The organism is Methylobacterium sp. J-077 (genome assembly GCF_022829365.1).
In the GTDB taxonomy this organism is placed as follows: domain Bacteria; phylum Pseudomonadota; class Alphaproteobacteria; order Rhizobiales; family Beijerinckiaceae; genus Methylobacterium.
In genome coordinates this window covers 18,842-32,179 of the sequence record NZ_JAKSYJ010000210.1, presented here as the reverse complement: position 1 = coordinate 32,179, position 13,338 = coordinate 18,842, and the positions used below count along the sequence as shown (strand labels likewise).

Sequence of the window (13,338 nt, the reverse complement as noted above, 5' to 3'; positions counted from 1 at the left end):
AGGGTGGGACAACAGCCTCCCGAGATCCTCGCGTCAGTCTCGAAAGATCCCTCAGAAAAAGATCGGCCGCGCGCTGGCGCCGATCTCGCCCAGCACCGTGCCGGTGGCCGGCTCGACCTCCTTGAGCACCACGTCGTAGCCCCAGAGGTCGGCGAGGTGCTGGAGCACCCGCTTGGCATCCTCCTTCTGCAGGGTGATCTTGTTGATCGCCTTGTGGTGCAGGATCAGGCGGCGGTCGCCTTCGAGGTCGACATCCACCACCTCGATATCCGGGTCGAGCCAGGCGACGTCGTACTGGCGGGCGAAGGAGCGACGCATCTTGCGGTAGCCGCGCTCGTCGTGGATCGCCTCGACGCGCAATTCCGGCTCCTCGGGATCGTCGACCACGTGGAACAGGCGCAGGTCGCGCATCAGCTTGGGCGACAGGAACTGCTGGATGAAGCTCTCGTCCCGGTAATTCGCCCAGCAATCGCGCAGCACCGCCATAGCGTCGCCGGTGCCGGCGATGTCGGGGAACCATTCGCGGTCCTCAGGCGTGGGCTGCTCCACGATCCGGGCGATGTCCTGCATCATCGCGAAGCCGATCGCGTAGGGGTTGTGGCCGCCATAGGAGCGGTCGTCGTAGTTCGGCTGCCGGATGACGTTGGTGTGGGATTGCAGGAATTCGAGATAGGCGGCCTCGGTGATCTGCCCCTTCTCGGAGAGCGCATTCATGATCCGGTAGTGGCTGTACGTCGCACAGCCCTCGTTCATCACCTTGGTCTGGCGCTGCGGGTAGAAATACTGCGCCACCAGCCGGACGATCCGCAGGATCTCCCGCTGCCAGGGGCGCAGCCGCGGCGCGACCTTCTCCAGGAAGTAGAGGATGTTCTCCTGCGGCAGTTCGAGCAGGGCCTTGCGCCGCTCGGCGGCCAGGTCCGGTCGCACCGCGCCGACCTTCTGCGGCAGGGTCCGCCACAGGTCGTTATAGATCTGCTCGCCGTGCTCGACCCGCTCGCGCTCGCGCCGCTGCTCGGAGGCGAGGTCCGGCCGCTTCTTGCGCGGGTAGCGGTGGACGCCCTGGCTCATCAGCGCGTGGGCGGCGTCGAGCACCTGCTCCACCGCCTGATGGCCGTAGCGCTCCTCGCAGCGGGTGATGAAGCCCTTGGCGAAATCCAGATAGTCGAGGATGCCCTCGGCATCGGTCCATTGCCGGAACAGATAGTTGTTCTTGAAGAAGTGGTTGTGGCCGAAGGCGGCGTGCGCGATCACCAGGGTCTGCATCGTCGCCGTGTTCTCCTCCATCACGTAGGAGATGCACGGGTCCGAGTTGATGACGATCTCGTAGGCGAGCCCCATCAGGCCGCGCCGGTAGCCGGCCTCGTGCTGGGCGAAGTGCTTGCCGAACGACCAGTGCTTGTAGAACAGCGGCATGCCGATCGACGCGTAGGCGTCGAGCATCTGCTCGGCCGTGATGATCTCGATCTGGTTCGGATACCAGGACAGCCCGAGTTCCGGCCCGGCAATGGCCTCGCAGGCGTCGTGGATGCGCCGGATCGTGTCGAAATCCCAGTCGTTGCCGGTGAACAGGGGCTTTGGGCCGCCGGAAATGGTCTGGGGCGTCCGTGCCTTGACGCGCGTCATGCCGCCTCCCGTGTCTTCGGACCCTGCCCCGCACCGGCGCGGGACGGGTGGTCCCTCCCCCCGCGGAGGCGATCGGCTCCACTCGCATCGAGGTGAGGCACAGGTCCCCTCTCCCGTGCGGGAGAGGTCTGCTCTCGCAGAGAGCCGGGTGAGGGATTCGACCAGTCCGGAACGTCCTGGTCCCTCACCCCAACCCTCTCCTGCACGGGAGAGGGGGTGCGTCGCGGTTCGGACGAACCGACCAGGGTCATGCCCGCCCGTCCCACCTCACGCCTCCGCCTCGGCCCGCGCATCCTTGCGGCCGAACAGCTCGCGGAACACCGGGTAGATCTCCCGCCGGTGGTTGACCTTGCGCATGGCGATCGGGCCGCCGGCCTTGGCGATGGCCTCGTAGGTCCGCCACAGGGTGGTGCGGTGCTCCACGAACCCGGCCCGGGGGCCGTTCTCGTCGCCGACCTCCAGATAGGCGAAGTGCTGGCAGGCCGGCAGGATGTGCGACCGCAGCAGCTCCGTCGAGGTCGGCCCGTCGGAGGAGACGTTGTCGCCGTCGGACGCCTGGGCGGCGTAGATGTTCCAGTCGTTGGGGTCGTAGCGCTCGGCGATGACCCGCTTCATCTCCACGAGCGCCGAGGAGACCAGCGTGCCGCCGGTCTCCCGGGAGCCGAAGAAGGTCTCCTCGTCCACCTCGGTGGCCCGGTCGGTGTGGCGGATGAACACGATCTCGACGTGCCGGTAGCGGCGGGTCAGGAAGATGTGCAGCAGGATGTAGAACCGCTTGGCGAGGTCCTTCATGTGCTCGGTCATCGAGCCGGACACGTCCATCAGGCAGAACATCACGGCCTGGGCGATCGGCCGCGGATAGGGCTCGAACCGGCGGAAGCGCAGGTCGATCGGGTCGACATAGGGGATGCGCTTGGCGCGCTCGCGCAGTTTCAGCAGCGAGAGTTCCAGGTCCGGCCGGCCGGGATCCGATTCGCGCATCTCGGCGAGCTGAGCCTCCAAAGCCGCGACCTCCTCGGGCTTCGGACGCTTGAGGGCGATCCGCCGGGACATCGAGTTGCGCAGGGTCCGGGTGAGCGCGAGGTTAGCCGGAGAGCCGGTCACCGTGTAGCCGGCCCGGCGCATCCCTTCCGTCTCGACCACCGCCAGGCGCCGCTTGGCCAGATCCGGAAGCTCCAGATCCTCCAGAAACAGCTCCAAGAATTCCTCGCGGGTGAGCACGAACCGGAACGCGTCCTCGCTGTTCTCGCCCCCCTCCCCGCCCTCGCCGGAACCGCGCCCGCCGCCGCCACCCGGCGGCCGCTCGATCGTGTCGCCCTCCACGTAGGTCTTGTTGCCCGGCAGGATGTGGTCCTGCAGGCCGGTGCCGGGCTGGCGGGAGAACCGGGGCTCGCGCACGCCGTCGGCGGGCACGGTCACCCGGCCGTCCTTGCCGAGATCCTTGATGTCTTTCTCGCGGGCGGATTCGCGCACGGCGTGCTGGGCGACATCCTTCACGCGCCGCAGGAAGCGCTGCCGGTTGGGGAGGCTCTTGCCCCCCGGATTCAGGCGTCGGTCGACGATGTGCATCCGCTGCGAAAACCCTCGTCCCGCGTGCTCCGGCCGGTTCTAGCCTCTCGTTATACCATGCTGCCTTCCGAAAGAGGCTTCCCTCTTTCGCACAGTCTGGTCTAACGCGCCGCTCTCGCATGATGTGTTTGGAAAAGCGGAATCCCCTTTTCCCACGTCATGCTTGCGAGCCTCGCCGGCCGGTCGTCCGAAACTATGGCGGCGGAGGGTCGAAACTTGGCCGCCCGGATTCGACCCGGGCGGGCTCTTCGTCCCTCAGCCGGCCTGCTTCACCCGCATGTACCATTCCACCAGGCGGCGGACCTGCCGCTCGGTGTAGCCCCGGGCGACCATGCGCTCGACGAACTCGCCGTGCTTCTTCTCGGTGTCGCCGTCCTTCTTCGAGCCGAAGGAGATCACCGGCAGCAATTCCTCGACCTGGCTGAACATCCGCCGCTCGATCACCTCGCGCAGCTTCTCGTAGCTGGTCCAGCTCGGGTTGCGGCCGCCGTGCTGGGCCCGCGAGCGCAGGGCGAACTTGACCACCTCGTTGCGGAAATCCTTCGGGTTGGCGATCCCGGCGGGCTTCTCGATCTTCGTGAGTTCCTGGTTCAGGAGTTCCCGGTTCAGCAACTGGCCGGTCTCGGCGTCCTTGAAGTCCTGGTCCTCGATCCACGCATCGGCGTAGTCGATGTAGCGGTCGAACAGGTTCTGGCCGTAATCGTGGTACGATTCGAGATAGGCCTTCTGGATCTCGTGGCCGATGAACTCCGCGTAGCGCGGGGCCAGCTCGGTCTTGATGAATTCCAGGTACTTCTTCTCGGTCTCGGCGGGCAGCTGCTCGCGGCGGAGCGACTGCTCCAGCACGTACATCAGGTGCACCGGGTCGGCCGAGACCTCGGTGGTGTCGTGGTTGAAGGTCGCGGCCAGCACCTTGAAGGCGAAGCGGGTGGAGATTCCGTCCATGCCCTCGTCGACGCCTGCGGCGTCCTTGTATTCCTGCATCGAGCGGGCGCGCGGATCGACCTCGCGGAGCGATTCGCCGTCATAGACCCGCATCTTCGAGAACGCGTTGGAATTGGCATGCTCGCGCAGGCGGGACAGCACCGAGAACCGGGCCAGCATCTCGAGGGTGCCGGGCGCGCAGGCGGCATCCGAGAGCTCCGAGCTGGAGATCAGCTTCTCGTAGATGTGCTGCTCCTCCGTGACCCGGAGGCAGTACGGGACCTTGATCACGTAGATGCGATCGATGAAGGCCTCGTTGTTCTTGTTGGTCTTGAAGGTCTGCCACTCGGACTCGTTCGAGTGGGCCAGGATCACGCCGGTGAACGGGATCGCGCCGATATTCTCGGTGCCGACGTAATTGCCCTCCTGCGTCGCGGTGAGCAGCGGGTGCAGCATCTTGATCGGCGCCTTGAACATCTCGACGAATTCCAGAACGCCCTGGTTCGCCCGGTTGAGGCCGCCCGAGTAGGAATAGGCGTCGGGATCCGCCTGGGACAGGGTCTCCAGCCGGCGGATATCGACCTTGCCGACCAGCGAGGAGATGTCCTGGTTGTTCTCGTCGCCCGGCTCGGTCTTGGCGATGGCGATCTGACGCAGCCGCGACGGCCGGACCTTGATCACCTTGAAGCGCGAGATGTCGCCGTTGAACTCGTCGAGGCGCTTGAGGGCCCAGGGGCTCATCAGCCCGGCGAGCCGGCGGCGCGGGACGCCGTAGCGCTTCTGGATCTCCTCGCCCAACGTGTCCGGATCGAACAGCCCGAGCGGGCTCTCGAACACCGGCGAGACCTCGTCCCCGGCCTTGAGGACGTAGATCGGGTGGACCTCCATCAGCGCCTTCAGGCGCTCGGCGAGGGACGACTTGCCGCCGCCGACCGGGCCCAGCAGGTAGAGGATCTGCTTGCGCTCCTCCAACCCCTGCGCGGCGTGGCGGAAGAACGAGACGATCCGCTCGATCGTCTCCTCCATGCCGTAGAACTCCCGGAAGGCCGGGTATGTCCGGATCGTCCGGTTCATGAACATCCGGCCGAGGCGGGAATCCTTCGAGGTGTCCACGAATTCCGGCTCGCCGATGGCCGCCAGGATTCGCTCGGCGGCCGAGGCGTACATCAGCGGCTCGTCGCGGCAGGCCTCGAGATACTCGGAGAGCGTCATCTCCGTATCGCGGCGGGCCTCGTATCCTCGAGCGAAGCTCTGGAAAAGGTCGTTCGTCGCATGCATGGGCATTCGATAACCCTCTCAGACCCGGGTAGCTTCATCCTGTCTCGGCTCGGATGCAACCGACAGGCCCGCTTTTGTCGCAGCGCGGCGAACGTGCCGCCGGCCTGTCGATTGCTTGCAACACTCGTCTGGCGAAAACGGGGCCTCAAGCAGGTTCAACGTTGATTTCGATCTCCTTAGCGCGTGCAATCGAGGATGAAAAACTATGCACGCGCCGGGGTTTCCTGCCTCTACTCAGAGATCCGTGCCCTCTTTCTTGGCATCGTCCCCGGATTTCGATCCGGCGGCGCCGACCGTGATCTTGATGGTCTGGGTCTGGACTTGGCCGTCGGCGCTCCTGACCTCGAAGGTCACCTCGTCGGCGCCGGTGAAGCCCGTATTGGGCTGGTAGAACAGCGCCTGGACGGCGGCCTCCCTGTTGGGGCAGCGATAGCTCGCCGGCGTCTTCAGCTTGCCGACCTTGGTGATCACCGCGCCGTTCTTGGGCGCGCCCGAGACCTTGAACTCCGGCATCGGGCCGGGGCTGCAATCCTTCTTGAGGTTCGGGGCGATCTCCAGCCGCACGGTCTTGCCGGGGGCGACCGTCTTGGAGCGCGTCACCGTGGTCTGGGCAAAGGCCGGGACCTGGGCCGGCCCGGCGAGGAGCAGGCCGCCTGCGAGCAGCGCGGCGAGCGGACGAAGGGCGGTCATGCGGCGTCTCTCCGGTTCCGATCCGGGGCCGGATGTCCGGTTCCCCTGTCATCGGTCGAGAGGGCATGTGGGGAGGCCGGGCACGCCCGTCGAGGGTTTTCCGGATCGATGTCCCGTCCCTGACGGAGGCGTTTTTTTCGAATCCGGTCCGGACCGGGTCCTAGTCCTGCAGCACCGCCGCCACGACCCCGGTGACCCGGGCGATCTGGGCGGCGTCGAACTCGCCGGCGAGCGCGTCGGCGAGCCGGGCCTCGACCCGGGCGCGCTCGCCGGCATCGGCGATCGGCACCGGGGGGATCTGGTCCTCGGGCAGGCGGCACACCCGGCGGATCGTCTCGGCGGCGGCGAGCAGCTTCTCCCGGTCGGGCGGACCCATCTCCCACAGGGGATTGCGCAGGCGGCTGATCACCCGCTTGGCGTCCCGGTACTCCCGGTCGATCGTGGTGGCAGCCTCGATCTGGCTGACAAGGAACATCAGTTCGAGGACTTCCGAGGCAGCCTCCGGGCAGGTGCGGACGATCCGCATGAGGCGGGCCATCAGTTCCTGGCTGGGAGACAGCTTGGGTTTGGGCGCGGCCATGCGGGCTTCAACGCGGATTCGAGCCGGAAGGTCCGCCCCACCCGCAAGTTGTGCGCCCGCCGCCCTCGACCCCGGGGCGTGATGCCGCGGGGCCGTTACGCCTCGCGGTCGTAGGGCCGGCGCAGGGCGTCGAGCAGGGCCCGGCAGGCGCGCAGATCGTCCAGCACGCCCATCAGCGCCGCCCGATCGGGCGTGTCGGCCCGCAGCGCGGTGTCGGGGCCGCCTTCGACCTCCTGGATCAGGGGCTCGGCGGCCTTGGCCTCGCCGCGACCCACCGCCTGGACGAAGCGGATGCCGTTCTCCTTGAGCACCCGCTGCGCCCCCGCGATGGTGTAGCGCTGCACGTACAGGAGCTGCCGGATGCCGGCGACCAGCTCGACGTCCTGGGGCCGGTAATAGCGCCGGCCGCCCGCCCGCTTCACCGGGCGGATCTGGCCGAATCGCGTCTCCCAGAACCGCAGCACGTGCTGGGGCACGTCGAGCTCGTCGGCGACCTCGCTGATCGTCCGGAACGCACCGGCGCTCTTCTCAGCCATCGGTTCGAGCGGCATGTCGGCGGCGAGGGCTGGGGGCATGGCTCTCTGATGCGCGGCGTGGAAAACCCGATCTTGCCGGCCCGCGCGGCCGGGCTCAAGCCTCGCCGGGGGTGAGGCGATCGTGTTTGTCGTCGCCGCGGTCAGTCCGCTGGCCGGCCGGGCGCTCCCGCTCAATCCTCGTCGTCGTGCTTGTCCAGGCCGTTGATCGCCTGGCCGTTGATCTTGGCCTTGAGCACGTTGGAGGGCTTGAACACCATCACCTGGCGGGGCTCGATCGCCACCTCGACGCCGGTCTTGGGGTTGCGGCCGACGCGCTTGCCCTTGCTGCGCACCACGAAGGAGCCGAACGAGGACAGCTTGACGGTCTCGCCCCCCGCCAGGCAGGCGCAGATCTCGGACAGCACGGTCTCGACCAGGGCGGACGACTCGGTCCGGGACAGGCCCACCTGGTGGTAGACGGCCTCGCTCAAGTCGGCGCGCGTCACCGTCTTGCCTGCCATGCCGTGTCCCCTCGCCCGCTCTTCTCATCCGACAGCCCACGGGCGCGCCGAACCGCGCCGCACCCTGAGCCGAAGGTGTATCCCTATGATCCGGCACGCTAATCGGCGCCCGCCGCCCGGTCAACCACGTGGGGCCGTCGAATCGGTCAAGCCGCTCACCAGCGGATCAGCGCCGCGCCCCAGCTGAAGCCGCCGCCGATCGCCTCGATCATCACGAGGTTGCCGGGCTGGATGCGGCCGTCCCGCCGGGCCACGTCCAGCGCCAGGGGAATCGAGGCCGCCGAGGTGTTGCCGTGGCGGTCCACCGTCAGCACGATCTTCTCGCGGGCGATGCCGAGCTTGTCGGCCGAGGCCTCGATGATCCGGCGGTTGGCCTGGTGCGGCACGAACCAGTCGAGATCGTCCGGGGTGAGCCCGGCCTGCGCGAAGGCGTCGGCGATCACGTCGGTGACCTGCCCGACCGCGAACCGGAACACCTCCCGGCCCTCCATGCGCAGATGCCCGGTGGTGCCGGTGGAGCCCGGCCCGCCATCGACGTAGAGCTTGTCCCGGTGCCGCCCGTCCGAGCGCAGGCTGGCGCAGAGGACGCCCCGGTCGCCCGCATCGGCGCGCGCCTCCAGCACCACCGCCCCGGCGCCGTCGCCGAACAGCACGCAGGTGGTGCGGTCCTCCCAGTCGACGATCCGCGAGAAGGTCTCGGCGCCGATCACCAGGGCCCGGCGGGCCGAGCCGGTGGTCAGGAACTTGTCGGCGGTGGAGACCGCGAACACGAAGCCGGCGCAGACCGCCTGCAGGTCGAAGGCCGCGCCCTGGTGGATGCCCAGCGCCGCCTGGATCTGGGTGGCGGTGGCCGGGAAGGTGTGGTCCGGGGTCGAGGTCGCGCAGATCACGAGGTCGATGTCGGCGCCGGTCAGGCCGGCATCGGCGAGGGCGGCCTGGGCCGCCCGGGTGCCCAGCACCGAGGTGGTCTCGCTCGCATCGGCGATGTGGCGCTGGCGGATGCCGGTGCGCTGGACGATCCAGTCGTCCGAGGTGTCGACCCGCTCGGCGAGCGCCGCGTTGGTCACCACCTGCGCGGGCAGGCTCGACCCGGTCCCGACCACCACCGAGCGCAGCGCCTGCGAGGAATCTGTGCGGAGGGCTGACATCGCTTTCCTTCCCGGACGCGGGGTCTCGGACATTCCCGCCGGCCGTCAACGCCTTGACCATGTTACACGAATCACCGTCCCCTCATGGATCTGGGAGGCATACGCGGTCGTGTTTTGTGTGAACGCCCCAGACCGGATGGCGGGTCCGCCCCTGTGTCAGTCGGTTTCCGGTCGGATCGCCCGACCGACGATCCGTCATTGCGAGCGCAGCGAAGCAACCCAGGGAGACGCCACATTCGGAGATCGCCCGCTGCACTGGGTTGCTTCGCTGCGCTCGCAATGACGGTGGAGGCGGTGCGTGCCCTCCGAACGGACGCTCAAGCCGGCGCCAGGACCGCCGTCTGGTCGAGCATCTCGCGGATCGTGCGGATCATGTCGTGGCGGGCCATGTCATGGGCCAGGTCGATCGCGGCGGCGAACCCTTGCGCGTGCTCCGAGCCGTGGCTCTTGATGACGATGCCCTCCAGGCCGAGGAACACGCCTCCGTTGGCGCGGCTCGGATTCATCTTGTCCCGCAGGGCCTTGAACGCCTGGCGGGCGAACAGCGCGCCGATCTTGGCCGACAGCGTCCGGGTCATGGCCGAGCGGAGATAGCTGCCGATCTGCTTGGCCGTGCCCTCGGCGGTCTTGAGGGCGATGTTTCCCGTGAAACCTTCCGTCACCACCACGTCGACGGTGCCGCGGCCGAGATCCGTGCCCTCGACGAAGCCGTGATAGGTCAGGCGCGGGCTCTCCAGCTCGCGCAGCAGCCGGGCGGCCTCCTTGACCGCCTCGTTGCCCTTCATCTCCTCGGTGCCGACGTTCAGCAGGCCGACCGTCGGCTTGTCGAGGTCGAACACGATCCGGGCCATGGCCGAGCCCATCACGGCCATCTCGACGAGGTGCTCGGCATCCGTCCCGATGGTGGCGCCGACATCGAGCACCACGCTCTCGCCGCGCACGGTCGGCCACAGGCAGGCGATGGCCGGGCGCTCGATGCCCGACATGGTCTTCAGGCAGATCTTCGACATTGCCATCAGGGCGCCGGTGTTGCCGGCGGACACGCAGGCCTGGGCCTGCCCGTCCCGCACCGCCTGGATCGCCTGCCACATCGAGGACTTGCCCCGGCCCTGGCGCACCGCCTGGCTGGGCTTGTCGTCCATGGCCACCGCCACGGTGGTGTGGCGGATCTCGACGCAGTCCTTGAGCCGCGGCTCCTTGGCGACCAGCGGGGCGATCACCGCCTCGTCGCCGAACAGCAGGAAGGTCATGTCGGGATGGCGCTCACGGGCCAGCGCGGCGCCGGGCACGACGGTGGTGGGCCCGTGGTCGCCGCCCATGGCGTCGAGCGAGATGCACACGCGTTGGGACATGTCTTTGCGGGTCGCGGTCTCGGCAGGGAAGAGCGGCGGGACGGGCGAGGGCCGCCCGCCAAGCGCGGCGGACCATAGCGATACCGGCCCGCCGGGCAAATGAATTCGGGCCGGCGGGGCCGGGCAATTGTTTCGGCGGGGCCGAGATTGGCGCGTCGCGCACGGATCCTCTACGCGGTCCGGCCCGGCGTGATCCCAACAACCTCCCTCATCGCTGAGGTGCTTGCGCATCGCGCAGGCCTCGAAGGAGGCCGCCAGCGGTCGCGCGATCCCTGGAGGGCTCCTTCGAGGCCTACGCTGCGCTCCGGCACCTCAGGATGAGGGGGATTGGGTTGGAGGCGCGCAGGCCGAAGACCGCCGCCCGCATCCATCGTCACGAGTCCGGCGAAGCGATCCGCCTCACGCCTGCTTGTCGCGGATCTGGCGCAGCGCGTCGAAAGGCCCCGCATCCTCGCCGGCCACCACGGGCTCGAAGGCGATGCCGGGCTTGCGCGGATAAGGGTCGAGGCCGAGCGCCAGGAACTCGGCCGTGAGCGAACCGAAATCGATCCGGCCGCCGATCAGCGGATCGGGGACCTCGACATCCTCGGCGTCGGTGCCGGCGAATTGGTCGGTGTCGGTGAACACCACCTCCACCGGCTCGCGGACCGGCCCCTCGAACGGCTCGAGGCTGACGGTGCAGATCTGCGTCACCACGGCCTCGACCGTGCCGGTGACGGTCATCCGGTTGGTGGAGCCCGAGATCTCGAAGCGCCCCACGAGGTCGCGGATCGCGGGGATCTTGAAGTCGGCGGCGAGCGCGGCGCACTCGGCCGGGCTCGCCTCGACGGTGACGGCGCCCCGGCCCTGCGGCAGGCGCTCGACATTGACCCAGCGTGCGAGCGGCCCGTTCTCCGGACCCGTACGGTGTCTCATATCCTGTCTCCGGTCGGGGCCGGCGCGAACGCCTCCGGCTCCGGGAAGGGCGGCCCGGCGCCGAGCAGCCCGTCGAGATTGGCCGTCGCCAGCGCCGCGTCGGCCGCCAGCACGTAGGCGGCGAGGCCCGCCGCGTCGCCGACGCCGCCCAGCACGTTGCGGGCGAGCACCACGGCCAGGGCCGCGCCGTCGCCGGCATCGAGGGCGGCATCGTAGCCCGCGGCCCGGCCGTAGAAGGCGGCGCCCAGCTTCTTCATCCGCTTGCCGACGCCCATATCGCCGACGCCGAGCTCGCGCAAAGCCGCGTCGAGCTGGATGAAGACCGCGTTGACCAGATCCTGGGCCACGTCGGCCGCCGGGGCCGGCAGCCGGTTGAGCCGGCGCAGGACCAGGATGACGTGCAGGCACAGGGCCTCGAACCGGCCCTCGACGGTGTCGGGCACGCCGAGCCGCGTGTAGAGGCCCGGCCGCCGCGCCGCCAGGCTGATCGCCGCGTGCAGCCCCTCGACCGCGCGACGGCGCGCGCCGTCGCGCCGGAACAGCCCGGCGATCATCGGCGCCCCGCGAACTTGAGGTACGTCCGGCCCAAGGCAGGCACGCCCTCCTCCCTCCCCCCTCTGCGGGGGAGGGAGCCCCCCGAAGGACGTCGGGAGAGGGGAGCGACGGTGCAGAGCGAAGCTCCGGCTCGCACGCCCGCACTGCCACTCCCGGAATCCGGGTCCCCCTCTCCCGACCCGGCCTGACGGCCGGCCCACCCTCCCCCGCAGAGGGGGGAGGGAGAGCGGGTGAGTTGGGGGCCGGCCTGTGGCCAAGCTTGCCTTGTCAAAGCCATAACCCCGCGGTACGGCAACCCACGCCCAAGGCGCAAGCGCCGTCGGAGACACGGACCGGCGGCGGCCTGCGTCGCTCGTCCGTCAACACGCTCTCTGGGGGCCCGATGCGGCGCCGTTTCGTCCAGTCCTTTGCGCGCCTCGCCCTGCTCGGCCTCGCGGGCGCCGGCCTCGCCGGCTGCGTCGGTGAAGAGCTGCGCCACGGCTATCAGGTCGATCAGGCCGCGCTCGCGACGATCAAGCCCGGCATGAGCCCGGAGCAGGTGCTGCAGATCCTCGGCACGCCGTCGACGGTCTCCACGGTGGGCAACAAGTCCTGGTACTACATCTCGCAGAACACCAGCCGGACGATCATGTTCCTGGGCGAGCAGGTCGACGACCAGAAGGTCACGGCGGTCTATTTCACCCCCGGCTTCAAGGTCGAGCGGGTGGCGCTCTACGGCCTCCAGGACGGCAAGGTGTTCGACTTCATCGAGCGCACCACGCCGACCAGCGGTGCCGACCGGGCCTTCCTCAGCCAGCTGTTCCGCGGCCTGACCCGCTACGAGCCGTTCGGCACCGGCAAGGGCACCAGCGTCGTCCCGGGCGCCAACCGCGGCATGTGAGCCAAGATCAGGGGTTTCCAAAGGGCGAGCCCTTTGGCGGGGTTCGGGGGCGGAGCCCCCGAGATAGCAGGGCTCCGCCCTGCAACCGCGAAAGGTCGCAGACCGTTTGAAACCCTGACTTGTGTCAGACCAATTCGCGCCGTTGCACCAGGCGGGCGATGTCCGCCGGCTCTGCGAACAGGTGATCCGGGCCGAGCGCCGCGAAGGCCTGCGCAGCGGTGTAGCCCCAGGCCACCGCCCCGAACCGGCAGCCGAGCGCCCGGGCCGCCTCCAGGTCGCGGACCTCGTCGCCGATGCACAGGGCCCGCTCCGGGGCGACGCCCCGGCGCGCCAGCAGCGTCCGCAGCCGCCTTGCCTTGCCGAACAGCGAGGCGCCGCAGGCATAGGCCTCAATGCGCGCCGCATGCTCCGGCCCGAGCACCCGGCGGACGGTCTCCTCGCGGTTCGACGACAGGATCGCCAGCGGCACGCCCGCCGCCGCGAGATCGGACAGCATCGTGGGCACGCCGGGAAACAGCGCGATCCGGTCCGCGTCGCGCGCCGCGAGCGCGTGCATGTGGCGGGCGATGAGCGGCAGCTTCCAGCGCGGGATGCCGAGATGGGCCACGATCGCCCGCGCGCCCTGCAGCCGCAGCCCCTCGACCTCGTGGGCCTCGACCCGGCGGAAACGGTAGCGGTCGGCGACCCCGTTCAAGACCGAGCAGAACCAGGCGAAGCTGTCCGCGAGGGTGCCGTCGAAATCGAGCACGACCAGGGATGGCGCGGCCTCACCGGGTCTGCGGCCCATC

Annotated in this window: 13 protein-coding genes; 1 reads left to right on the top strand and 12 read right to left on the bottom strand. The window is 69.1% G+C overall.

All coding sequences use genetic code 11. The annotated features are described in order from the left end of the window. Window positions 1-51 precede the first annotated feature (51 nt). The 11 genes from MKL11_RS25245 to MKL11_RS25195 form a co-directional block, all read right to left on the bottom strand. Window positions 52-1,623, bottom strand: a complete 1,572-nt coding sequence (locus MKL11_RS25245; protein ID WP_243948309.1) for a SpoVR family protein — start codon at window positions 1,621-1,623, stop codon at window positions 52-54. Window positions 1,624-1,890: 267 nt separating this feature from the next. After that, on the bottom strand, window positions 1,891-3,192 hold the full coding sequence (locus tag MKL11_RS25240; RefSeq protein WP_243948307.1) for a YeaH/YhbH family protein: 1,302 nt from the start codon (window positions 3,190-3,192) through the stop codon (window positions 1,891-1,893). A gap of 255 nt (window positions 3,193-3,447) precedes the next feature. Continuing rightward, on the bottom strand, window positions 3,448-5,400 hold the full coding sequence (locus MKL11_RS25235) for a PrkA family serine protein kinase (RefSeq protein ID WP_243948305.1): 1,953 nt from the start codon (window positions 5,398-5,400) through the stop codon (window positions 3,448-3,450). A 228-nt stretch (window positions 5,401-5,628) separates the two neighbouring features. Next, window positions 5,629-6,084 carry an Ig-like domain-containing protein gene (locus MKL11_RS25230; protein ID WP_243948302.1) on the bottom strand — a complete coding sequence of 152 codons (456 nt, stop codon included), beginning with the start codon at window positions 6,082-6,084 and terminating at the stop codon, window positions 5,629-5,631. Between the two features lie 160 nt (window positions 6,085-6,244). Continuing rightward, entirely contained in the window at window positions 6,245-6,664 is a 420-nt protein-coding gene (locus tag MKL11_RS25225) for a hypothetical protein (protein ID WP_243948300.1), read from the bottom strand. Between the two features lie 95 nt (window positions 6,665-6,759). Next, window positions 6,760-7,239, bottom strand: coding sequence for a MerR family transcriptional regulator (locus MKL11_RS25220; protein ID WP_243948298.1), 480 nt, complete (start codon window positions 7,237-7,239; stop codon window positions 6,760-6,762). A gap of 131 nt (window positions 7,240-7,370) precedes the next feature. After that, window positions 7,371-7,700, bottom strand: coding sequence for an integration host factor subunit alpha (locus MKL11_RS25215; RefSeq protein WP_058193245.1), 330 nt, complete (start codon window positions 7,698-7,700; stop codon window positions 7,371-7,373). A 155-nt stretch (window positions 7,701-7,855) separates the two neighbouring features. After that, window positions 7,856-8,848, bottom strand: a complete 993-nt coding sequence (locus MKL11_RS25210) for a beta-ketoacyl-ACP synthase III (RefSeq protein WP_243948296.1) — start codon at window positions 8,846-8,848, stop codon at window positions 7,856-7,858. A gap of 317 nt (window positions 8,849-9,165) precedes the next feature. Then, entirely contained in the window at window positions 9,166-10,200 is a 1,035-nt protein-coding gene (gene plsX, locus MKL11_RS25205; protein WP_243948294.1) for a phosphate acyltransferase PlsX, read from the bottom strand. Window positions 10,201-10,599: 399 nt separating this feature from the next. After that, window positions 10,600-11,115: a YceD family protein gene (locus MKL11_RS25200; protein ID WP_243948292.1), complete on the bottom strand. Its 516-nt coding sequence runs from the start codon at window positions 11,113-11,115 to the stop codon at window positions 10,600-10,602. Further along, window positions 11,112-11,669, bottom strand: coding sequence for a ubiquinol-cytochrome C chaperone family protein (locus MKL11_RS25195; protein WP_243948291.1), 558 nt, complete (start codon window positions 11,667-11,669; stop codon window positions 11,112-11,114). Before MKL11_RS25195 ends, MKL11_RS25200 begins: the two co-directional genes overlap by 4 nt. A gap of 383 nt (window positions 11,670-12,052) precedes the next feature. Between MKL11_RS25195 and MKL11_RS25190 the strand changes: the two genes are divergently transcribed. Further along, window positions 12,053-12,550 carry an outer membrane protein assembly factor BamE gene (locus MKL11_RS25190; protein WP_243948290.1) on the top strand — a complete coding sequence of 166 codons (498 nt, stop codon included), beginning with the start codon at window positions 12,053-12,055 and terminating at the stop codon, window positions 12,548-12,550. Window positions 12,551-12,674: 124 nt separating this feature from the next. Here MKL11_RS25190 and MKL11_RS25185 read toward each other — a convergent pair whose 3' ends face one another. Further along, the gene (locus tag MKL11_RS25185; protein ID WP_243948289.1) at window positions 12,675-13,337 is read right to left on the bottom strand and encodes an HAD hydrolase-like protein; all 663 of its coding nucleotides are present in this window, start codon (window positions 13,335-13,337) and stop codon (window positions 12,675-12,677) included. Window position 13,338 lies beyond the last annotated feature (1 nt).

What these genes read in the sequence shown, in the direction of transcription:
- MKL11_RS25245 (WP_243948309.1), bottom strand. Translation starts at nt 1,623, where the DNA reads ATGACGCGCGTCAAGGCACGGACGCCCCAGACCATTTCCGGCGGCCCA.
- MKL11_RS25240 (WP_243948307.1), bottom strand. Translation starts at nt 3,192, where the DNA reads ATGCACATCGTCGACCGACGCCTGAATCCGGGGGGCAAGAGCCTCCCC.
- MKL11_RS25235 (WP_243948305.1), bottom strand. Translation starts at nt 5,400, where the DNA reads ATGCCCATGCATGCGACGAACGACCTTTTCCAGAGCTTCGCTCGAGGA.
- MKL11_RS25230 (WP_243948302.1), bottom strand. Translation starts at nt 6,084, where the DNA reads ATGACCGCCCTTCGTCCGCTCGCCGCGCTGCTCGCAGGCGGCCTGCTC.
- MKL11_RS25225 (WP_243948300.1), bottom strand. Translation starts at nt 6,664, where the DNA reads ATGGCCGCGCCCAAACCCAAGCTGTCTCCCAGCCAGGAACTGATGGCC.
- MKL11_RS25220 (WP_243948298.1), bottom strand. Translation starts at nt 7,239, where the DNA reads ATGCCCCCAGCCCTCGCCGCCGACATGCCGCTCGAACCGATGGCTGAG.
- MKL11_RS25215 (WP_058193245.1), bottom strand. Translation starts at nt 7,700, where the DNA reads ATGGCAGGCAAGACGGTGACGCGCGCCGACTTGAGCGAGGCCGTCTAC.
- MKL11_RS25210 (WP_243948296.1), bottom strand. Translation starts at nt 8,848, where the DNA reads ATGTCAGCCCTCCGCACAGATTCCTCGCAGGCGCTGCGCTCGGTGGTG.
- plsX (WP_243948294.1), bottom strand. Translation starts at nt 10,200, where the DNA reads ATGTCCCAACGCGTGTGCATCTCGCTCGACGCCATGGGCGGCGACCAC.
- MKL11_RS25200 (WP_243948292.1), bottom strand. Translation starts at nt 11,115, where the DNA reads ATGAGACACCGTACGGGTCCGGAGAACGGGCCGCTCGCACGCTGGGTC.
- MKL11_RS25195 (WP_243948291.1), bottom strand. Translation starts at nt 11,669, where the DNA reads ATGATCGCCGGGCTGTTCCGGCGCGACGGCGCGCGCCGTCGCGCGGTC.
- MKL11_RS25190 (WP_243948290.1), top strand. Translation starts at nt 12,053, where the DNA reads ATGCGGCGCCGTTTCGTCCAGTCCTTTGCGCGCCTCGCCCTGCTCGGC.
- MKL11_RS25185 (WP_243948289.1), bottom strand. Translation starts at nt 13,337, where the DNA reads ATGGGCCGCAGACCCGGTGAGGCCGCGCCATCCCTGGTCGTGCTCGAT.